17 protein-coding genes and 1 other annotated feature are annotated in these 22,231 nt (G+C 31.2%); of the genes, 7 read left to right on the forward strand and 10 right to left on the reverse strand.

Annotated features, from left to right (window positions below; genetic code table 11):
- Nucleotides 1-131: 131 nt before the first annotated feature.
- The 7 genes from KPL50_RS10845 to KPL50_RS10875 all read right to left on the reverse strand — a co-directional run bounded on the left by KPL50_RS10845 (nucleotide 132) and on the right by KPL50_RS10875 (nucleotide 7,536).
- Nucleotides 132-1,028, reverse strand: coding sequence for a GNAT family N-acetyltransferase (locus KPL50_RS10845; protein WP_216298485.1), 897 nt, complete (start codon nucleotides 1,026-1,028; stop codon nucleotides 132-134).
- A 95-nt stretch (nucleotides 1,029-1,123) separates the two neighbouring features.
- A complete protein-coding gene (locus tag KPL50_RS10850; protein ID WP_216298486.1) occupies nucleotides 1,124-2,323 on the reverse strand; it encodes a glucosaminidase domain-containing protein in 1,200 nt (399 codons plus the stop codon).
- 101 nt (nucleotides 2,324-2,424) lie between these two features.
- Nucleotides 2,425-3,093 carry a hypothetical protein gene (locus tag KPL50_RS10855; protein ID WP_216298487.1) on the reverse strand — a complete coding sequence of 223 codons (669 nt, stop codon included), beginning with the start codon at nucleotides 3,091-3,093 and terminating at the stop codon, nucleotides 2,425-2,427.
- A 40-nt stretch (nucleotides 3,094-3,133) separates the two neighbouring features.
- Nucleotides 3,134-3,667, reverse strand: a complete 534-nt coding sequence (locus KPL50_RS10860) for a histidine phosphatase family protein (RefSeq protein WP_216298488.1) — start codon at nucleotides 3,665-3,667, stop codon at nucleotides 3,134-3,136.
- 403 nt (nucleotides 3,668-4,070) lie between these two features.
- Nucleotides 4,071-4,667, reverse strand: a complete 597-nt coding sequence (locus KPL50_RS10865; protein WP_216298489.1) for a helix-turn-helix domain-containing protein — start codon at nucleotides 4,665-4,667, stop codon at nucleotides 4,071-4,073.
- A 150-nt stretch (nucleotides 4,668-4,817) separates the two neighbouring features.
- The gene (locus tag KPL50_RS10870; RefSeq protein ID WP_216298490.1) at nucleotides 4,818-6,083 is read right to left on the reverse strand and encodes an MFS transporter; all 1,266 of its coding nucleotides are present in this window, start codon (nucleotides 6,081-6,083) and stop codon (nucleotides 4,818-4,820) included.
- 289 nt (nucleotides 6,084-6,372) lie between these two features.
- Nucleotides 6,373-7,536 carry an iron-containing alcohol dehydrogenase gene (locus KPL50_RS10875; RefSeq protein ID WP_216298491.1) on the reverse strand — a complete coding sequence of 388 codons (1,164 nt, stop codon included), beginning with the start codon at nucleotides 7,534-7,536 and terminating at the stop codon, nucleotides 6,373-6,375.
- Between the two features lie 360 nt (nucleotides 7,537-7,896).
- On the opposite strand from KPL50_RS10875, the gene KPL50_RS10880 reads away from it, so the two are divergent.
- The 3 genes from KPL50_RS10880 (at nucleotide 7,897) to KPL50_RS10890 (ending at nucleotide 12,470) form a co-directional block, all read left to right on the forward strand.
- Nucleotides 7,897-8,607, forward strand: coding sequence for an HAD family hydrolase (locus tag KPL50_RS10880; protein ID WP_216298492.1), 711 nt, complete (start codon nucleotides 7,897-7,899; stop codon nucleotides 8,605-8,607).
- A 197-nt stretch (nucleotides 8,608-8,804) separates the two neighbouring features.
- Nucleotides 8,805-10,895, forward strand: a complete 2,091-nt coding sequence (locus KPL50_RS10885; protein ID WP_216298493.1) for a helix-turn-helix domain-containing protein — start codon at nucleotides 8,805-8,807, stop codon at nucleotides 10,893-10,895.
- Nucleotides 10,896-11,042: 147 nt separating this feature from the next.
- Complete coding sequence (locus KPL50_RS10890) at nucleotides 11,043-12,470, forward strand: MATE family efflux transporter (protein WP_253200567.1); 1,428 nt, start codon at nucleotides 11,043-11,045, stop codon at nucleotides 12,468-12,470.
- 85 nt (nucleotides 12,471-12,555) lie between these two features.
- Here the strand turns inward: KPL50_RS10890 and KPL50_RS10895 are convergent, their stop codons facing one another.
- Both KPL50_RS10895 and KPL50_RS10900 read right to left on the reverse strand, forming a co-directional pair.
- Nucleotides 12,556-13,086, reverse strand: a complete 531-nt coding sequence (locus tag KPL50_RS10895) for a GNAT family N-acetyltransferase (RefSeq protein WP_216298494.1) — start codon at nucleotides 13,084-13,086, stop codon at nucleotides 12,556-12,558.
- A 21-nt stretch (nucleotides 13,087-13,107) separates the two neighbouring features.
- Nucleotides 13,108-13,611: a GNAT family N-acetyltransferase gene (locus tag KPL50_RS10900; RefSeq protein ID WP_216298495.1), complete on the reverse strand. Its 504-nt coding sequence runs from the start codon at nucleotides 13,609-13,611 to the stop codon at nucleotides 13,108-13,110.
- 450 nt (nucleotides 13,612-14,061) lie between these two features.
- Nucleotides 14,062-14,312: a binding site (T-box leader), on the forward strand.
- A gap of 60 nt (nucleotides 14,313-14,372) precedes the next feature.
- On the opposite strand from KPL50_RS10900, the gene gltX reads away from it, so the two are divergent.
- Together gltX and KPL50_RS10910 are read left to right on the forward strand one after the other, a co-directional pair.
- Entirely contained in the window at nucleotides 14,373-16,028 is a 1,656-nt protein-coding gene (gene gltX, locus KPL50_RS10905) for a glutamate--tRNA ligase (RefSeq protein WP_216298496.1), read from the forward strand.
- Between the two features lie 334 nt (nucleotides 16,029-16,362).
- A complete protein-coding gene (locus tag KPL50_RS10910) occupies nucleotides 16,363-18,972 on the forward strand; it encodes a cation-translocating P-type ATPase (RefSeq protein WP_216298497.1) in 2,610 nt (869 codons plus the stop codon).
- Nucleotides 18,973-19,164: 192 nt separating this feature from the next.
- On the opposite strand, the gene KPL50_RS10915 is transcribed toward KPL50_RS10910, so the two are convergent.
- Entirely contained in the window at nucleotides 19,165-20,925 is a 1,761-nt protein-coding gene (locus KPL50_RS10915; protein WP_216298498.1) for a methyl-accepting chemotaxis protein, read from the reverse strand.
- Nucleotides 20,926-21,134: 209 nt separating this feature from the next.
- Between KPL50_RS10915 and KPL50_RS10920 the strand changes: the two genes are divergently transcribed.
- Complete coding sequence (locus tag KPL50_RS10920) at nucleotides 21,135-21,455, forward strand: PadR family transcriptional regulator (RefSeq protein WP_216298570.1); 321 nt, start codon at nucleotides 21,135-21,137, stop codon at nucleotides 21,453-21,455.
- 2 nt (nucleotides 21,456-21,457) lie between these two features.
- A complete protein-coding gene (locus KPL50_RS10925; RefSeq protein ID WP_216298499.1) occupies nucleotides 21,458-22,159 on the forward strand; it encodes a DUF1048 domain-containing protein in 702 nt (233 codons plus the stop codon).
- The last annotated feature ends 72 nt before the right edge of the window (nucleotides 22,160-22,231 follow it).

The following is a 22,231-nucleotide window of genomic DNA, read 5'->3' on the forward strand; positions in this document are numbered from 1 at the left end:
ATTAACAAAATAAAAAAATTAGTTATTCTTTAATTATTTCCCAAAACACAGAATATTACACTGTCTTAGATAAATTTCAAATCATAAAAAAAGGACCTTCATCAATTTAGTTGATGAAGGTCCTGAGTATCCTAAGATACTATATAATAATCCATTACAGAAATTTCTTCAAAGCCACAGGACTCATAAAGTCCAAGTGCCTTTTTATTTTCTGTAGCAACTTCAAGGAAAATATTATCTACCTGTTTTTTCTTTAAAATATCCATTGCTAAGCATAAAACTTCTCGTCCATAGCCCTTTCCTCTATACTCTGGAAGTACTCCAAATCCATGAATAAACCCTTCATTATCAGTAGTACTAATATGAACCTTACCTATAATTTCTCCCGCAAGTTCAGCTATATAACTGATAAAATTATCATCTACCTGAATTGAAATATTTTCTATGTCCTCTTTATTATCTGCTTCTTTTTCAGGAAATCCAAAATAAATAGAACTTTGCCTCTCAATTTCAATGTTATCTTCATTAGTTGCCACTCTAAGTTTAATAACATGATTAGGCATATCCTCAAGAGTTTTATTGTTCAAACACATCTTGTACTCGGAGGAGCCATATTCAGCTCCAATGCTATTAATAAAGGCTAAACCTGAAAGAGATGTATGGTCACATAGCACTAATACCTCTGAGGGGCACAATTTTTGCCATTCTTCCTGCGCAAGTAAATATAGCTTTTTAAAAATTCCTTTTCTGCGAAACTCTGGATGTACCATACCACTGACTTCTACTGAAGTTCCATGAAAATTACATAGACCTAAATAACCTACTAAAATTTCATTATCGTAATATAGGAACTCAGCCATAATTTTATTTTTAATGGAATTCTTTCTTTGGTGCATTTTAAAATCAAGCTCTAATTTTAGATTAGTTTTTTGTTTTTCATAGCAAACAGCTTCTAGACTTTTAATAGCTTTATATTGCTCTTTATTTAATTCCAACTTCATAGTAATAGTATGTTGGTGATCGTCCATTGTTTTTCCCCCTATTTCTTAAAATGTTTAATTAAAATCTTCACTTAAAATATAACCTACATTTTAGTAAGACACTATATAAAAAACAACTATAATTATTTTTTAATATGAAAATCATATAATAATTCATTAAGTGTTTCAAAAATCTCCTTAACTCCTCTTCCCCAGTTTTTATCATATGCATATTTACTATTTATCCAATCAAAAATTTCAGTATTTATAGGCTTGTCCTTAGCAAGGTTAATAACAGTTCTGGCAACTATTCTACTGGAATCATTGATATTAGTATTATATTCTTCCCAGCTATGAAATACATTATAGGGATTGTTTGCAATCTTTTTAGCATTTTTATGACTCTTTGGAACAAAAGACTGTTCCTGGCCAGTAATGGCAAATAATATATGGGGATTTAAATTAAACTCTTTAGAAGCTCTAATTATAGCAGAGAAATAGGGTTCCTCCGCAAGCATTGAATTTCTAGCATTTAAAAAATTCAATAGTCTATTTTTATCAATTGCTTTATAATTAAAATAATCTGGTAGATGAGGATGATAACTCATTGCGTCTATATAATATAAATCATATTTTTCAATACTTGATACATAACTCTGCGGATTTTCTTTTTTATCTCCTTGAAGTTTACCGCTATACATTAGATTATTTAAGAAATATAAAGACAATATCAATAAAGTTAATAGAGAAAGAGCTATTTTAGTAGAGTAAATCTTATTTAAAATAGCCTCTAATAGCATATTTGTTTTTTTAGAACAACTATTAATCTTTAATGCTAATCCATTTTTATATTTAAGAATTCGGCTTTTAAAAATGTGGTTATAAGTTGATATCCCCTTATATTTATGTATTGGCTTTATCCTTACACAAGCTATATTTTCTGTATTACTTAATTCATGTATTGACTCCACATATTCTTCAAATTTTTCCTTTGATACATCATTCTTTTGGTTTTTATTTATCCACTCAATAAGCGAGGTTTTCAGTTGTGGATTTCCTTCTGATTCAATAATGTAGGCACTAAAAACATCCCATTTTAATATATTTTCCTTATCTTTTAATATTGTGGTTTGCATTATGGCTTTTTTAATATTTTGCTTCTGCTGCCTATTTATTCCTTCTAAATTCTTATCAATAATTTCATACACTGTCATTGATAATATGGATGCATTTTCTTTAGAAGAGTTATTAGGATATTTTTTCACAACATATAATTTTATCCTCTCTATCTCTTGCCTTGTCAACACAAAAGAAGCCTTTAACTCATCAATAACATTCTTCATAACTACAACACTACTCCAAACAAATATATTTTAAAGGGTCTGCAGGCTATTTCTAATTAGTTCATGTCAGTATTATACCTTATATTGATAATAATTCCAATTTAAAGTTCTGACTTACTTCGTTTCTTATCCCTATCTCTAGACAAAACCTTCCAAAAGTGATTAACTGTATGCATTCCTTCATAAAAAAGTCCTGTTTTACAAAAGAAACGCTCATCATCTTTTGTTTTTACCTTTTGTATAAATGGATAATCTTTGAGGTTTCCTGAATAATAAGTAAATCTACCCATAATTTCGCTAATATCTGTTGGTGTTATCTTGTATGATTCTAATTGAGTAAGTTTGAGTCCTCCTTGTCTTAAGGTTTCCATTACAAATTCAGAACATATGTATGTCTTGTAAATAACATGTTTCTTTTTAGAAATAAGCCCAAGGGCTTGAATGAAATTGTAGTAATAAACCTCTTTATCATTATATATATCATATATAAATTTACTTATTAATTCATATTGCTCTGTGGTTACAGGTATACGGTACACATTAATAGGGACATCATCCTCAAGTCCTATTGTAAGCGTAAAGACGCTTTCTCTGATAATACCGCCTACAAGAGGATTACTAACTGATAGTCTACAAAAGGAATACATTTGGCTTAAATTTTCGTCTAAACTGATTGAAGCATGATTATACTTTCCTTTTAAAAATTTTCTAATTATTTTTCCCATAGATGTAGGTGTTCTTGAAATAATAACATAAACGTCCTTTTCCATTTTGCTTCTCCTTACAACCACCTAGCTATTATTAAAAATTTTATTTTTTTTCAAAAATATATATTTTACCATTTCTAGCTTTTAAAAATTTTTCTCCCTTAAATCCTCTTTTGCTAAGTATCTTTCTAATTTCATATAACGTTCCTGCATGACTTACAATAAGTATATTTTCATTCTCATCATCTAATATCGTATCTAGAATTTCGTTTATTCTTTTTAATGTTGTTTTTCTTCCTTCTGGTTGAGATCTATGATTTCTATTCCAAGCAAATCTACCGAGTATTGCCCAAAGGTAGTAGGATATTGGAATTTTTATATTCATAAAAGCAGCAGAAGAAATCTCCACCAATTTATCTGTTATAATAGTTTCACCATGATATATAGTTTTTGCAGTGATGATAGCCCTGCTTATACTACTACAATAGCATTTATCCCATTCATCATCGATAACCACCTCATTTGGTATTACATCTGACACATTATATTTTTCCATATATTCATTAAATTGCTTTGATGTCATAAACTGACTCTTTTTTAAATCTACTTTGAAATGTCTTATTAACCCTATTCTCATATATTTTCCACCTTCACTCTATCTTAAAATCTATTTTCCTTTTAACTATTATAATTTGTGCAAACAGAATAACTATTATACAAATCAATGCATGGGATACTATGATAAACAATAACTGCCTACATATACTCTATTAAAACTATAATCTATATTTTACCATATTGTTTGTAAATATAACATACTTTTACCACCGCCAGTAAGAATGCATTATAATTCTAGTTTACTATTTCTGCTCCGTATATAATTGAACTTGATTTTTTATACCTTTAGCTAATACACCTATTTTAATTATAATTTATCCCACATTCTAAATTTTTATTATTATTTCGAATTTCTAATTATCAATATTAAAAAGAAAAGTCCTCTACTTATAAAAGTGAAGAACTTTCCTTGTAAGATATTATTAAAATTTAGGTTTAGTCTTATTATCATCACTTAGTTTTATAAAACTCATAAAAAAATGATATTTATCTTCATCAGTAGCATTTTTGCCTTTAAGCCCATGTTCTAAGATAAAATCTTCTATGTATTTAGAAAGCTCTTTTGACTGCTGCTCTGTAAGATATAAATCTGCCATAGTTAATTTACTTTCGGGTTTTTTATCATTTTTTTCATTAAGACTTATGTTTTCTAAAAGAACATTCTTGCTACTATTGTAAATTTCAGCAATCATTATTTGTGTCTCACCTAACATTACAGCTTTATAGGCATCATCTATATTATCATCACATTTCACTTCAAAATGTGACGCTGTGGGTTCGTAATATTTAGCAATTATACCATTTATCTCTTTAGTATATATAAGTTGTAGTATGCCTAACTTCTCCATTTTTTTCACGTGATAATATACTTTTGCCGGAACTTCATTTAAATAGTCTGCTACCTGTTTTACAGTAGCAGGTTCATTTATAGCTTGAAAAGTTTTTAGAATTCTAAATTTGTAAGGGTCAGATATGGCCTTTACCTGTTCTATGGTTGATAGTATTTTTGACTCTTCCATTGTATACACCTCAAAGCCTATTATAACTTATTTTTAGATGATTCATATATAAAAAAATAATTAAATATCTTCAAAAATCGCATACTGACGAATTTTTTGAAGATACCTTAGGGAGGAGAGCATCCCTTAGCAATATATACCCTTATTATTTTACTCCGTTGCTTGACGGAATTTTTTATTAAATACAAGGGATAAAGATATTAAAATTATTACTATTCCCATTGCTCCAAATAAGACTGATATTGAAACATATTCACTTACAACTCCAGAAGCAGCACTTCCCAATGGAAGAGCACACATTGATACCATACCAACTACAGCAGATACACGACCTAATATTTCTCTTGGAGTTACATTTAATAAGTAGGTGGATACGGGGCTTGAAATGACAGGTACTGATAATCCGATTAATCCAAATAATACACTTGCTAAAATGCAAGATAGAGTAGTATTGGTAATAACATTCCCTGGTATACAAAGTAAAGCATAATTTATACCAAGGGAAAAGAAGCCTAATATAATAAGAGTTGATATTTTAAAACGCGAACCAAATTGTGCTACTAAAAATCCTCCTAGTATCATCCCTATTGTTAATGAAATTCCTAGAGTACTTAACATCTCTGTACCACTTTTTAAATTTTCACTAACAAATGCCGGTAACATAACACCTACTGGTGAAAGAAATAAATTTATTAATGCAAATAATATTATAGTAGTACGAAGTAATTTATTGTTTTTGATAAATGAAAACCCTTCTTTAAATTCATCAAAATAAGAGTTTAAAGTTAATTTAGAAGCACTGCTTATATCACTTTTCACTTTAATAAAAAGTATGAGAATAGCACCTATAAAAAAAGTTGCTCCATCAATAAAGAATGCACCAGAAATTCCAAAAATGGCAATAATAATACCTGCTGCTCCAAGTCCAATAAGTTCAGCAAATTTGTATGCTGATGTTGATATAGAGCTGGCCGCTAAAAAAAGTTCTTTAGGTAAAAGTAATGGTAATATAGCACTTTGTGCCGGCGATGTAAAACTCTCAAAAGTTGAGTTTATAAATGTGATCACAAATAAATGCCATGGCCTTAATAATTTTGTCATAAATAGAAAGGCTATTATAGATACCATGATGCCTCTTCCTGTATATCCTACTATTAATACAGTTTTTTTCTTTAATCTATCTACTAAAACTCCTGCAAAAGCACTAAATAAAATATTTGGGATTGCATTTACAGCTAAAAGCGTACCTAACAAAAGTTTAGAACCTGTTAAAATATAAACCATCCATCCAAAAGCAATAGAATCTAATGAATCACCAAAACGGGATATAACATTTGCAAATACTAAAGTTACATAACTTTTATGAGGAAGTAATTCCACAATTCCATTTTTTTTATTTGTTACTACAGTTTCCATTTATAAAAGCCCCCTATTAAAAAATTTAACGTTAAAATAATTTTAACGTTAAATTAATTTTAACATCATATCATGGTAAAGTAAACATATAATGTAATATTTTTTATTATATATTTCAAAACAAAAAAACATAAGTAGAGGTACCTACATGGTTTTATAAATCGTTATGGCTAAAGTATAAAAGCTCCAAAATCTTTATATTTCTAAGATTTTGGAGCTTTTTATGCTTTAAGTATTTCCCTTAAATCACAAGTAATTATACTAGTCTATTTTTTTCATATGCCCTATATTATAATGCTGCTTTAAAGATACTAAGCACATCTTCTGCTTCTAAAACCCTGAAGTTCCCTAGTTTACCTCTTCTTGTAGATTGCTTTGCCATCTCTTCTAATTTCTCTTCATTGATGCCAACTTCACTTAGTGAAGAAGGGATTCCTAAGGAATTATAATACTCTCTTGTTTTTTCAATTGCCTTATTGGCTATTGCATATTTATCGCCCTTTTCATCAATATCCCAAACATTTACTCCGTATTCAACAAATTTATCTAAAGTTGAATCATTTAAAATGTATTTCATCCAGTGTGGCGTTAAAATCGCAAGACCCACTCCATGAGTAATATCATAGTATGCACTTAATTCATGCTCCATTGCATGAACGCTCCACTCTGTTTCTTTTCCGTAGCTTAAAAGACCATTTATTGCAAGGCTTGAAGCCCACATTAAATTAGATCTTGCTTCATAATTTTCCGGATCTTTTAAAGCTATTGGACCATATTTTATACAAGTTTTAAGCATTCCCTCAGCCATTCTATTTTGCAGGAAGGCTTCCTTTGTACTACTAAAATACACCTCAAAAATATGACTAGTTATATCTGCAGTGCCTGCTGCTGTTTGTTTTACAGGCAACGTGAAGGTATAAGTGGGATCCAATATAGAGAACTTAGGTGCCATATCCGGGTGTCCTGTAGCCAATTTTTCCTTTGTATCAAAATTTGAAATTACCGCGCCAGCATTCATTTCAGAACCAGTAGCCGCTAGTGTTAATATAGTGGCAAGTGGAAGTACTTTTTTAATTTTACTTGGATCCAGCACTATATCCCATGCGTCTCCTTCATAGTAGTAAGCTGCTGCTATAACCTTTGCACAGTCAATAGAGCTTCCTCCGCCTACTGCAAGTATAAGGTCTATTTTGTTTTCACGGCAAAGCTCAGCACCTTTAGTTACGCTGGTTACCCTTGGGTTTGGATCTACTCCAGGAAGTTCCCAAAAACTAATGTTATTAGTTTTTAATATTCCAGTAATTTTATCATGTAATCCACTTTTCTTTATACTACCGCCTCCATAAACAAGCAACACTCTGGATCCATATTTTTTTATCTCACTAGCTAGTACATTTATTTGATCTTTACCGAAAAACACCTTAGTTGGAATTGAATAATTAAAATTTTTCATTATTAATCTCTCCTTTATTTTTTACTTCTTTCATATTGATGGGTCAGTTAATTTCATACCCTAGTTTTTTAATTGCACTAAGTGACCAATTTAGATTTCTCAAAAGTTCTCGTCCAAGATATCCAAAGTCCGTTCTGTTATTTAGAATTATTTTTACAGCCATATATTATTACAATTTTCATTGTACAAGTATAAGTGTACTACTATAATCACTTAATGCAAGTACACACTTTTTTAACATATAGTTACCACAAACATACTAATGCTATCATTGACAAAATTTGAATTTACACATAGTATTTTATTATTACTTACAATATAAAACACAAACAACTATTTAAAACTAAGGGGTGTGAATAAATGAATACAATATTATTTGATCTTGATGGTACCTTACTTCCTATAGATATGATTCTTTTTGAAAAACTATATTTTAAAGAGCTTTCAAAAAAATTTACTGACATAATATCACCTAGTGAACTAGCTAAGAACATATGGAGTTCTACTAAAATCATGGTAGAAAACACAGAATATAAAACTAATGAAGAAATATTCATGGCTGACTTTACTACTAGAATGAATATGGAGCTTCCTGCCTTACAAAACCGGTTTGATGATTTTTATGATACAAGCTTTTTAAAGATCAAAGAATATGCACAAGATATTCAGTGTATAAAAGAAAGTGTTAAAGTATTAAAATCAAAGGGTTATACTGTTGCACTTGCCACAAACCCCTTGTTTCCTGAAAAAGCTATTCATCATAGAATACGCTGGGCAGGTTTTCAGCCAGAAGATTTTTCATATGTTTCAACCTTTGAGAAAAATCATTATTGTAAACCTCAATTAAAGTATTATGAAGAGATATTAAAAGATATAGCTAAGAAACCTAAAGACTGCTTAATGGTAGGAAATGATGTTCAAGAAGATTTAATAGCTAAAAAACTCGGACTAAAGACATATTTAATAACAAATAATCTCCTACATAGGACTGACGAGGAAATAATAACTGACTATTCAGGTGAATATGAGGATTTTTATGAATTTGTAAAAGACTTACCAGCGCTTAAATAAAAAAGTTATGGAGTGTTAACAATTTTAGAGCAAATTGTTAACACCCCTTATTCAAAATTTTTACTTCAAACTTGCCACTTGCCACTTGCCACTTGCCATGTAGGTGGCACTTTTTAGTCCATGATGTATAATATATATATATATATCAAACTTGCCACTTGCCACGTGGGTGGCACCAGCTGGCTAAAGGAGCTTAAATGAGAAAAGAATATATAAGTTTTATAAATGATTTACCTATAAACATCTCCCTAGAAAGTATAACGGACTATCCAATACATTGGCATAATTCTATAGAAATAATTTTCGTGCTTGAAGGCAGCATTAATGTACTTATAGAGTCAGGAAATTATGAAGTATATGAAAGTGAAATTGAGATTGTAAATTGTGATGAAGCCCATAGAATTTACTCGGACGTAAAAAATAAAGTTTTAATTTTTCACCTGGACCCTATATTTTTCGAAAAGTATTATGATGATATGAAAAATATTTATTTTTATACAAACTCTAGTGAAGAAGGCGCCCAACAGGAAGAAAAATATGATGTTCTAAGGAAATACTTATCTATTCTAGCTTGCGAAATAATCCAGAAAAGTGAAAACTTCGATGATCAAATAGAGGCTGTTTTAGTAAAGTTATTATTCCATTTAATAAATAAATTTCACTATCTTAATTATGATGAAAAAGATTTAAAAGAAAATGTAATACAATTTCAAAGGTATCATAGGATTAGAAAGTACATCTATAATAACTACATGAATAAAATTAGTTTACAGGATATAGCAAGCCAAGAATATTTAAGTTCTTATTATTTATCTCATCAAATAAAGGAAATGGCTGGAACAAATTTTAGTGAACTCGTAAATATTGTACGGGTAGATGAATCTATTAAATTACTATTAGATACAGATAAAACTATCTCAGATATTTCTCTGGATGTTGGTTTTTCTCATGCTAGATATTACAATAAGAGCTTTAAAGATCACTATAAGTGTACTCCACTACAATTCAGAAAAAAATATGGTATACCAGAGGAAGAATTTGATAGCTTCAAAAAAATGAATACACATAATTTATCTGAAACACTGGAATATATATCTTATTATTTAGAAGATTATGATAGATTCAACTATACTAACAAAATTATAAAAATCCAAACAGACTCTCTGCTTCCAAGTACAAACCTAGAACATAGATGGAAGGAAAAAATAAATTTGGGGCAAGCAGAAGAACTTGTTAAAGCAGGGGAACAAGGATATCTCAGATCTATTCAAAAGGCTATAGGCTTTGAAAATGGTATAGTTCAGAACTTATTTGGAAAAGAAATGAAAGTATATTTTAATGAAAATGTAAGATTTTTAAATTGGAATGAAGTTGAAAAATTATTAGAATTTTTAATGGATATATCCCTGGTACCCTTAATAATTTTGAACCAGACTTTTGAAGATAAAAGCTCTTTTATAAAACTTTTAGAAAGCTTTATCATGTATTTTGCCGATATATATGGCATTGAGGTAGTTAAACTGTGGAAATTCCAAGCATCAAAAGATCTATCTGTAGAGTATATAGATATTACAAGGGAAATTTTCGAAAAATATGAATTGCAGAATCTAATAGAAGACCCTTTTAATGTTCCAGAAACTATAAATACTATTTATGATTCCTCCTACATGCTTCCATATATTATCCATAACTTTATTAGCAACAATAACAATAGCCTACTTACTCTAAAAGCATTTGATACTGTAGATAAAAATTCAATTTTAAACAATGAATTATTTTTTGGTTCACCAGGTCTCCTTACTTTAAATGGAATAAAGAAAGTTTCCTACTACGCCTTTTATTTATTGTCAAAATTAGGAAACGAAGTTATAGACCAGGGTGATGGGTACATTATCACAAGGCAAGATGAGGATATCCAGGTCTTACTTTACAGTTACAGTGATGAACTTAATAGTCTAATTAAGTTGGAAGATTTACCTAAAGGAAAGGGTAGTAAAAATATTACTGAGAGAAAGATATCCTTATCCATTAAAAATTTAGTTAATGACTATAAAGTTATTAAGTATGAAATTGGTGAAAATTTCGGCTCAGCTTATGATATCTGGCTGCGTATGGGTAAGCCCAAAAGGCTTAGTTATGACGAATGGGAAACTTTAACTAAAATTTCCACCCCTAACGTTTCTCTCTCCTATGCTAAAAAGACAGCAGTTTATAATAACATAATAAAGATAGAAGGCTATGGTTCTACACTAATAGTTCTTCAAAAAGTACAAAAACACCTATTTTAAGGTGTTTTTTTGTTATTTAAGTATTATAGAAAGTTGCATGTTAGCAATTTTGTACTTCTTATCTAGCAACCCTGTGAATGCTAATATATTCATAATAGCGTAGAATAATACTATGGAAACAAAAATTTTTAAGGAGACGTGAATTTCATGACAATGGGTAATGTGGCAGAAAGCAATAGAATGTTTGGTGAGGAAAAAATCGGAAAACTATTGTTAAAATTTTCTGTGCCAGCAATAATTTCTTTAATGGTAGCAGAAATGTACAACATGGTGGATTCTATGTTTTTAGGGCACGCCATAGGGGCTGATGCTATTGGTGCTTTAACCATAGCCTTTCCAATTCAAAGATTATTTTTAGCTATATCTATGCTTATAGCTATTGGTGCTTCTACCGCCGTGGCAAGAAGCTGTGGAGAAGAAGATTTCGAAAATTTAAGAACTATAATACCTAATGCTATAGTTCTAATGCTTATAATAGTATCTGTTGTGGGTGCCAGCATATTTATTTTTCAAGATAAAATTTTAATTGGTTTAGGTGCTTCGGAAAATACATTCTCTTTTGCAAAAGATTATGTAAGTATAATATTAATTGGTGTATTATTTCAATCTTTTACAATAATTGCATCTTATATTATAACCGCTTTCGGGAACACCAAAATAGTTCTATTTAGTACTTCTATTGGGGCAATTTGTAATGTAATTATAGATTATATTTTAATAAATGTATTTTCATATGGGGTAAAAGGAGCTGCTATAGCTACAGTAATATCTCAGATAATAGGCTTTATATATGTTCTAACTGTGTTTATGAAAATAAAGAAGAGTTTAAAGTTTTCTGTTAAATTAACCCTTAATAAAGCAGTATCGATTGGAATAGTATATGTTGGATTTTCAACTTTTATAATAGAGATATCAGATGCAGTTGTAGCTGCTATATTAAACAATTTACTATCCTCCTATGGCGGGGATTTGGCCATTGTAACAATTGGCTTAACTACAAGGGTTTCAATGTTTTTATTTATGACAGTAATGGGCATAAGCTCAGCTATGCAGCCTATAGCTGCTTATAATTATGGTGCTGGAAATTATACCAGATTAAAAGAAGTTGTTAAAACAGCAATAATTGCGGTGTCTGTAAGTTCAACTATATTATGGGCAATATTTATGATTTTTGCAGAATCACTTATAGGTATATTTATAAATGATAGTGCTATTATAGTAGAAACAGCAAAGGCTTTTAGAATGGTTATAGCTGTGTTCCCTTGCCTTGGAATATATTATTTGTCAATCTCATATTGCCAAGCTATAAATAGAGTTAAAGCTTCTTTCAAATTATCTATTTACAGACAAATGATAGTGTTTATACCGCTAGTGTATGCTCTTGTAATGGGTTTAGATATGGGTGTCTTTGGAGCATGGCTTGCTTATCCCATATCCGATGTAATATCTTTCATTACAGCTGCTATATTCATTAAATATACTTATACTTCTTTAGAAATACTAGAAATGCATCAAATTTTTAAGAAGAATAAGGCTAAACTTGCTAAAGCTAGACTTGCTCCTGCAGGTATTTAAATTGCTTCGCAATTTAGTTGAGAATTGAGAATAGAAAAAGACGATGTATAAATCAAATTATACATCGTCTTTTTTTATTTATATTTTATGCAAAATATTCTTCGCTTAAAAGTCCCATAACAATCTCATCATAATACTTTCCATCTCTGAATATTTCTTTTCTTAGTCTGCCTTCTTGTTTAAATCCACATTTTTCATAACATTTAATTGCACGTTCATTAAAAGAATATACGTTCAATTTAATTTTGTGTATATTCATTTGCTCAAAAATAAACTTAATTAAAACCTTCATTGCATCCGTGCCATACCCCTTGCTCCAATAATCTTTATCCCCGATGAATATACCTACAACTATCACACTATTTTTCCAATCTATATCATTTATTCCGCAGCCACCTATATATTTGTTGTCCTCTATTGTCTCTATGGCAAAAGTATATTTTTCCTTTGTGGCAGATAAACCTTCAAACCATTTTTGTTCATCTTCAAATGTATATAGATAAGGAATTCCTGGGTGCAGAAGTTTCTTTATCTCAGGATCATTTATAAAATTTTGAGCTTGCCTTACATCTTCTTTTTTATATTCTCTCAATCTGATTTTTTTACCAGTGTACATAATTATTATTCCCCCTTAATTCTATATATTATATCTTGCCATTAGGTACTCATCATCATATTTACCATTTCTGATTATTGCGTATTTCTTTGTTCCTTCTATTTCAAAACCTAGCGATTTATATAAATTTATTGCCCTTTCATTATCCGTAAAAACTCCCAATTCAATTCTAATAAGCATCAACCACTTATCACCTATATCAATTAAATTGTTCATTAGAGCCCTACCTATTCCCTCTCTTTGGTAGTCTCTGCTTACCATTAATCCAATGCTGCCAGAATGTCTTTCCCTGTTTGATTTGTTTACTGATAGAGATGCAACTCCAACTACTCTTTTAACTCCATCTTCTTCTACCTCTGCTACTAGCATATGGTCATTGTCTGTAAGTCCATTTATAAAGCCTTGTGTTCTTGTAACCCTTTCACTAGTTATACTCATTATGTTTTCTCTAACCCCATCTTGACGGCGCAACTCATTTATAAATACTGCATCCTCAATTTTAACTGGTCTAATAATAAAATCCATTTTAATCCCCCCTATATAATGCCACCCACGTGGCAAGTGGCAAAAGTGACAAGCTCTCCCTACGGTCGAGTATAAACGTTATCCACAGCCGCTTCCGCAAGCTATTTCCTATAAAACAAAAAAACTCCACGAAATCACTTTGGAAGTGACTCCGTAGAGCTATCTACGTGTAGGAAAGTCCCTGTACCGCTAACATTTTGTTAGGTACACTCACTGTATATGTTATATATTATTACATTATCAATATATTGTCAATATGAACTTGATAAAAAGCGCAAAATATTCTCACTATTACATTTCATCTAAAGTAACACAACTCTAAAACTATTCAATTATACTTAAGTTCTAATGCAATCTTGCCACTTACCACGTGAGTGGCACTTATAAATCTTGTGTGTTGACATTATAAATAATGAATGTATAATTATAATTAAATAATATAATTTAAACATAAATGCAATGAAAGAGAAAAGTAAGTATATTTCAATTTAAAGAGAACCAATGATGGTGGAAATTTGGTATTTGAAACTACAGAAAGAAGCTCTGGAGCAGTGGGCTGAAATATTTGAGTAAGTCCAACGGGAACTTTCCGTTAAAAAAGTACAGTATGATTTTGTACTGTTAATGAGTGGATTTAGGCATTTGAAGATGCTTTATATCAATTTAGGTGGTACCGCGGAAGTTTACCTTTCGTCCTATATAGTATAGGATGAGAGGTTTTTTTTGCGATTAAATAATATTAACAAGAAAGGATGATTAAAATGGATTGTTTAAAATTAGCAGATTTACTGCTTCCTAGCATTGACAAAACTCCAGAATACTATTCTAATCTCTACCCAGAAAGAACCCTTAAACAAGGTGCTATGGTTACAAGATATGCGCCTAGCCCAACTGGTTTTCAGCATCTTGGAGGGGTATTCGCAGCGCTTATATCTGAGAGAGTGGCTCATCAAAGTGAAGGAATATTCTATTTTAGAGTAGAAGACACCGATAAAAAAAGAGAGGTAGTTGGTGCAATTGAAGATAGCACTAACACATTACGCGATTTTGGAATTTATTTTGATGAAGGTGTTGTAGATTCTAATAGTGAAAAAGGTGCTTATGGACCTTATAAGCAAAGCGATAGAATGGAAATATATCATACTTTCGTAAAGGATTTGATAAAAAGAGGCTTAGCTTACCCTTGCTTTTGCACGGAAGAAGAATTAAATGCCACAAGGGAAATTCAGCAAGAGCAAAAAATCAATACAGGGTATCATGGAAAATGGGCTATTCACAGAAATGCTAGTTTCGATGAGATTAATGAAGATTTATCAAAGGGCAAACCTTTTGTTATAAGACTTAAATCCCCTGGTGACCCGGATAAAAGAGTAATTTGTAATGATTTAATTAAAGGCAGTATAAGTATGCCAGAAAATGATCAAGATATCGTAATACTTAAAACGAGTGGTCTTCCAACCTACCATTTTGCTCATGCTGTAGATGATTATTTAATGAGAACAACCCATGTAATACGTGGTGAAGAATGGCTTTCTTCTCTTCCTATACATTTGCAATTATTTGAAGTGTTAGGCTGGGCTGCTCCAAAATATGCTCATATACCTGTCATAATGAAAATGGACGGAACATCAAAACGTAAGCTTAGTAAAAGAAAAGACCCTGAAATTCGCGTAGATTTTTATAAAGCAGAGGGATATCCTCTTATATCTGTAACTGAGTATCTTATAAACTTGGTTAACTCTAATTTTCAAGACTGGAGAATAGAGCATGCAAATGAGCCTTGTACCAACTTTACTATTGCTCTTGAAAATATGAGCAAAAGTGGTGCACTATTTGATATTTTAAAACTTAACGATATGAGTAAAGATATTATAGCTTCTATGAGCGCGGGCGACGTTTATGACTTATACCTTGCTTGGGCTAAAGAGAATGATATCTCAATTTCTGATATACTTACTCAGCATGAGGATTATGCAAAGCAAATATTTAATATTGAAAGAGAAAATGAAAAGCCAAGAAAAGATTTTGTAAAATGGCTAGATGTAAAAGAACATATTGAATATTTCTTTGATGATTTTTATAAAAATAGTATTAGTGCTGGCACTAATTTCCCTGAGCATATACAAAATGAAGATGTAAAAATAATCCTTGCAGATTATATAGCTATTTATAATCATAGTGATGATGCAGATACTTGGTTTTCACGGGTTAAAGAGCTTTCTGAAAAACTTGGATATGCTAAAAATGCAAGAGTTTATAAAAAGAACCCCGAATTATATAAAGGCTTAGTTTCTGATGTTGCAGCCGTTATAAGAGTTGCCTTAACTAACAGAACACAAACTCAAGATTTGTATGAAGTAATGCAGGTTATGGGTGAAAACCGTGTTATTGAAAGATTAAGTCAAGATTTTATTTAATAAATAAAATATATATTCATTGACAAATATATCAAAACACATTATTATATAAATATAGAGATTATGTACGGATTACAAAATAATATATGTAGAGGGAGTAACTTCCTGTTTTTTTATGCAGGATCAAAGTCGTCACCACGGATTAAATCCCGGCTTTGATAGCTTCTAAAGTTTAGTGAGACTCTACAGCTGGTATTTATGCCAACTGTAGAGTCTTTTATTTTGTCCTGTTATTATACTCAATAAGTTTTATATACGATAAAAGGAATATATATGTATTAGCTATTATTCCTTTGGTTATAATAAAATAAATATTACTTTAGGGGGAATATTAATGAACATATTTTATAAACAAACATCAGAAGAGGCGTTGAAAACTCTGGGAGTTAATGACAAAGGACTAAATGACCTTGAAATAAAAAACCGGCGAGAAAAACAGGGCTTTAATGAATTAACTGAAGGCGCTAGAAAAAGCAACCTACAGGTATTCCTGGAACAGTTTAAAGACTTCTTAGTACTAATACTTTTAGCTGCTGCCATTATATCAGCCTTCCTTGGGAAGTTTGAGAGTACAATTGTTATAATTGTAGTTGTTGTTATAAATGCGATTCTTGGAACTGTTCAGCATGTTAAAGCAGAACAATCTTTGAAAAGTCTTAAGGCACTCTCCTCACCCACAGCCAAGGTTTTAAGAAATGGGCAAAAGCTAGAAATTCCTTCAAGAGAATTGCTAGTTGGAGATATCTTGTATTTAGATGCAGGAGACTATGTAAGTGCTGATGGAAGAATAATTGAAAATTACAGTCTTCAGGTAAATGAAAGTTCTTTAACAGGCGAATCTGAAAGTGTTTTAAAAACAACAAATATAATAACAGAGACTAATGTATCAATTGGTGATAAAAAAAATATGGTGTTTTCCGGAAGCTTTATAACCTATGGAAGAGCTTTAATTTTAGTCACATCTATTGGAATGAAAACAGAGTTAGGTAAAATAGCTAACCTTTTAGAAACTGCAAAGGAAAAGAAGACGCCATTACAAGTTAATTTAGACAACTTTGGAAAAAAACTTGCCTTTGTTATACTTGCAATATCCGCCCTTATTTTCACCCTGAATATATTTAGAGGCTACGAAATTATTGACTCCTTCATGTTTGCAGTATCCCTTGCCGTCGCTGCAATACCTGAAGCCTTAAGTTCAATAGTAACAATAGTTCTAGCCATTGGAACTCAAAAGATGTCTCGTGAAAATGCTGTTGTAAGAAAGCTTCATGCAGTTGAGAGCCTAGGAAGTATTTCAGTAATATGCTCAGATAAAACTGGAACGCTAACACAGAACAAAATGACTGTTCAAAAGGTATATGTTGATGAAAAAGTAATATCACATGATAAACTCAATCATGATAATCTTTTGGAAAAGAATCTTGTACTAATGGCACTATTATGTAATGATGCTATAACGGTTAAAGACAAAGAGATTGGAGATCCCACTGAGGTTGCACTTGTAAACCTAGGTGAAGTATATGATTTAGACGAGCTAGATATCAGAAAAGACTATCCAAGGGTTTCTGAAGTACCCTTTGATTCTGATAGAAAGCTAATGAGTACAGCAAATAAACTTAAAGACAAAACCTTTATGATAACCAAGGGTGCACTTGATGTACTTTTATTAAGAACTATAAGTATTGTTACATCAAGTGGAGTTAAAACGCTGACCGAGAATGATAAAAAAGAGATTGAAAGAGTAAATATGGAGTTTTCCGAAAGTGGTCTCAGAGTTTTAGCCTTTGCTTATAAAGAAATAGAAACCGGAAAAACATTAGGTACTGACGATGAAAACGACTTGATATTCGTAGGTCTAATTTCCATGATGGACCCACCAAGAATAGAATCTGCTACAGCAGTTGCAGACTGTATAAGATCTGGCATTAGGCCAGTAATGATAACTGGAGATCATAAGATAACTGCTTCTGCAATAGCTAAACAAATAGGTATTTTAACTAATGATTCTGAAGCTATAGAAGGCTATGAAATTGACTCTTTAAGTGATGAAGAGCTTAAAGCTAAGGTAGAGAGCATTTCTGTATATGCAAGAGTCTCCCCTGAGCATAAGATAAGAATAGTAAGAGCATGGCAAGAAAAAGGAAATGTAGTTGCAATGACAGGTGACGGTGTAAATGATGCTCCTGCACTAAAACAAGCAGATATTGGTATTGCTATGGGAATAACAGGTACTGAGGTTGCTAAAGATGCTGCTTCTATAGTACTTATGGATGATAACTTTTCAACCATTGTAAAGGCAATTTCCAATGGAAGAAGTATATATTCAAACATAAAAAACTCAATTAAATTTTTATTATCTGGAAATACCGCAGCTGTAATTTCTGTACTTTATACTTCACTTGCAGCGCTACCAATGCCTTTTGCACCAGTACATCTTCTATTTATCAACCTGGTTACAGATAGTCTTCCAGCTATTGCAATAGGACTTGAACCTCATAATAAGAATATAATGAATGAAAAACCTAGAAGTATAAACTCACCTATATTAAATAAATCCTTTTCAATAGAAGTACTAATTGAAGGATTAATTATTGCACTAGGTACAATGACAGCATTCCATATAGGATTATCAACCGGTGATACCTTAATTGCAAGCACAATGGCATTTGCAACACTGTGTTTATCAAGACTGCTCCATGGATTTAACTCTAGGTCACAGGAATCCATATTTAAAATAGGAGTTTTCTCAAATAAATTTTTGTGGATTGCAACCATACTCGGGTATTTACTTTTAGAATTTGTTTTAAGCTTCAAGCCACTTATGGGAGTTTTTGAGGTAGCTCCACTAACTTTAAATCAGCGTGCTATAGTATACGGACTTTCATTTATGCCTCTAATTCTGATTCAAATATATAAACTATTATTTGTAAAAGCTAATAAGTAATATAACTAACGTCTAGAATTTCATTTATACCATATTAGTGATTTTCCTATGATAATTAAGAAACTTAATGAAACGTCTTCTTATAATAAAACAGGGTGACAACCACTTATCATGTGGGTGCCACCCTTCTACTTTATACATAATATTGTCATCCTAAGGCTTGAAAACTTGCCACACGGATGGCATCTTTAATTAAACCTCAAATGCATTTACTGCATCTCTAAGCTTTTCTGCAAGACTCTTTAAGTCTTGAGTGTGTGATAAAATTTGTTCTACACTTGCCAATTGCTGCTCAGTTGTAGCAGAAACCTGCTGAGTTGCAGCTGAATTTTGTTCCGTTGAAGCTGAGAGTGTCTCTAAAATTTCGATTAAATCATTTTTTTCTGTTTCCATTTCAAGACTATAGCCCTTAATGCTTGTCATGTCTTTTGAAATCTTATCTATAGACTTTAATATATCAACAAATATACTTTTAGCATCTATTACAGACTTACTTTGTTCTTTTGCTATGGTCTTTCCTTCTTGCATAGCTTTAACTGCATCTTTTGATTTTTCCTGTATTCCGTTGATTAATTCTCTGACTTTTCCGGCAGATATAGCAGACTGTGAAGCCAGCTTTCTTACTTCTTCAGCAACTACAGCAAATCCTTTTCCCTGCTCACCCGCTCTAGCTGCTTCTATAGCCGCATTTAGAGCCAATAAATTGGTCTGCTCTGATATCTGGCTAATGGCTTCAGTTATTGCTCCAATTTCTACTGAGGTTCTATCAACCTCCAATATTATATTACTAGCCTTTTCAACAGCCTTGCTGTTTTCTTCTGATTTTACTAAAAGCGATTCAATTGCCTGAAGTCCCTTACCCCCTATATCAGCAGTGGATGCTGCAACCTCATTAGTTTTTACAGTCAGTTCTGTAACAAGTTCTATTTTACCTGATAAACTCATAATCCTATTAACTCCATTTTCAGTTTCCTTAGCTTGTTCGCTTGAACCTCTTGCAATCTCTTCGACTGAAGCTGCAACCTCATTAATAGCGGCTGTGTTTTCATCAACAATTCTGTCTAGCACCTGTGAAGAGTTAAATACAACAGTAGCCGAATTTTTTACTGAGCCTATTAATTCATTTACGCTCTTAACCATCCTATTAAATGATTCATTTAACTTTCCAATTTCATCTTTATTTTTTATATTCAAATCTGGAATATTTAAATTACCCGAGGCTACAATATCTACAGCTTTACCAATTTTTTTAATTGGACGGGAAATGTGCTCTGCAAATAGTATAATTACTGCTGAGCCTAAAACAATTACTGCTAAAAGTACAATAAGCGTACTTTTAAGAATCTTATTTGACCCCACGTTAAAATCATTCATATAGGTTCCTGCACTAACAACCCAGCCCCAATTAGGATCTGTCTTTTGGTAGGTTATTTTGTTTGAAATCTTCTCTGAATTAGGAAGAGTCCACCAATAAGTCAAATACCCTCCACCATTATTTCCTATTTTAATTTGATTCTTAACCAAATAACTGCCATCTTTTTTATCTTTAACATCTATTACGCTCTTACCCTCTAGTGTAGGATGCACTGCCTCAACACCCTCTTGAGTGTATGCCAACAAATATCCGCTTTTCCCAAGGCTCAAATTTTTATTAATAGGCCTTGTGCCGTCTGAATTCCTTTTACCTAACATATACTCCCTAACTCTCTCTTGTGCTTCATCCAGGGTTAACTTGCCTCCAGCTACAAGCTTTTGATTTTCATCAATTACCTGTAACGTCATTTCCACGCTGTTTTTTAATAATACCTTTCCACTTTCTTGAAGTTCTTTTTTAGCAACCTCATAGCTTATTATACCTAATGTAAATACAGGTATAAGTAAGAGTAACCCTGTCACCATGATAAGTTTTTTCCTAATATTCAATCCGCCTGTTTTCTTTGGTGCTTTTTTCATTAATCGTATCCCCCTATATAATAATAGTTTCCTTTATTATCGGCATGTTATGAGCCTTACTTTAGTTCCGGCTATTCCTCATTTCCTTTTGAATCTTAGAGTTTATATTTTGAATTTGTAGTATATTTTCACTTAAGCTACTTGACAATACAAAGTACACAGGTTAATATTAACATATAGCTATTATGTTATACAAAGTAGGTGACGAATTGGCAAGTGATACGCAAATACTAAAGGGGTTATTAGAGGGTTGCATTTTAAAAATAGTTAAAGAAAATGAAACTTACGGATATGAAATATGTGAAAGATTAGTAACCTACGGCTTCAAGGATATAACAGAGGGAAGCGTTTACCCTATATTAATAAGATTGGAAAAGAAAAAATTAATATATTCTGTTTTGAAAAATTCTCCTTTTGGACCTAAGAGAAAATATTATTATTTAACGAATGAAGGCGCAGAGGAACTCCAAATCTTTGCTCTTTCATGGAAGGTCATAAAAACAAATGTAGATAGGGTATTTGGGGAATAATTATGATTAGAACTTTTATATTAATGTTTAAAAGAAACAAGCTCACAAAGGAACTGAATGATAGAGACTTAAATAATTTTAATGATATTACTAAGTACATTGGAATGTCATCTTTAAGTCCAATAGAACAAGAGGTAGTGTTTCAACAAGTACTAGATATGATATTACAAGCAAAAAGTAAAGGAAAATTTGCAAGTGAAGTTATAGGTGATGATATCAAAGGTTTTTGTGATTCAATAATTGAAGAGTCAAACTACAATAGAAGCGTTTTTCACAAATATTTTAATTATATAGAAATTATTTTGCAAACAGGATTCATTTACTATTTAATGATGTTTATATTTAATATAATCTTAAATGGATGGGATAATTCTTTTAAAAACCAAGATATGTTTTATATGGATATAGTCACCTTCCTATCTATGTTCGTAGTTATATTGCCACTAAGCGTTATGATACGAAAGAAGCAATTTTTCAAAGGAAAGAAGAACAAAATAGATTATTATTGGGTATTTTGGGCTATATGCGCATATTTAGTTTTTACTGTATCGGATACGGTTACGAATAAGTTTCCACAATTAGCTGGTACACATATAATCCCATATGAGCATAAAATCTTTTTATTAATTATATTTTTAATAGCCTTTGGACGCGATATATGTAATCTTATAAAAAGTATTAGTAAAAATTTTCATGAAAAATAAGTAATTATTTGTACAAGAGGAAAGCTTTAATATGAATTCTAATTAGAAATTTAGGTGCCACCCACGTGGCAC

Origin of the sequence: Clostridium sp. CF012 (assembly GCF_018861755.1) — a bacterium.
In the GTDB taxonomy this organism is placed as follows: Bacteria; Bacillota; Clostridia; order Clostridiales; family Clostridiaceae; genus Clostridium_AD.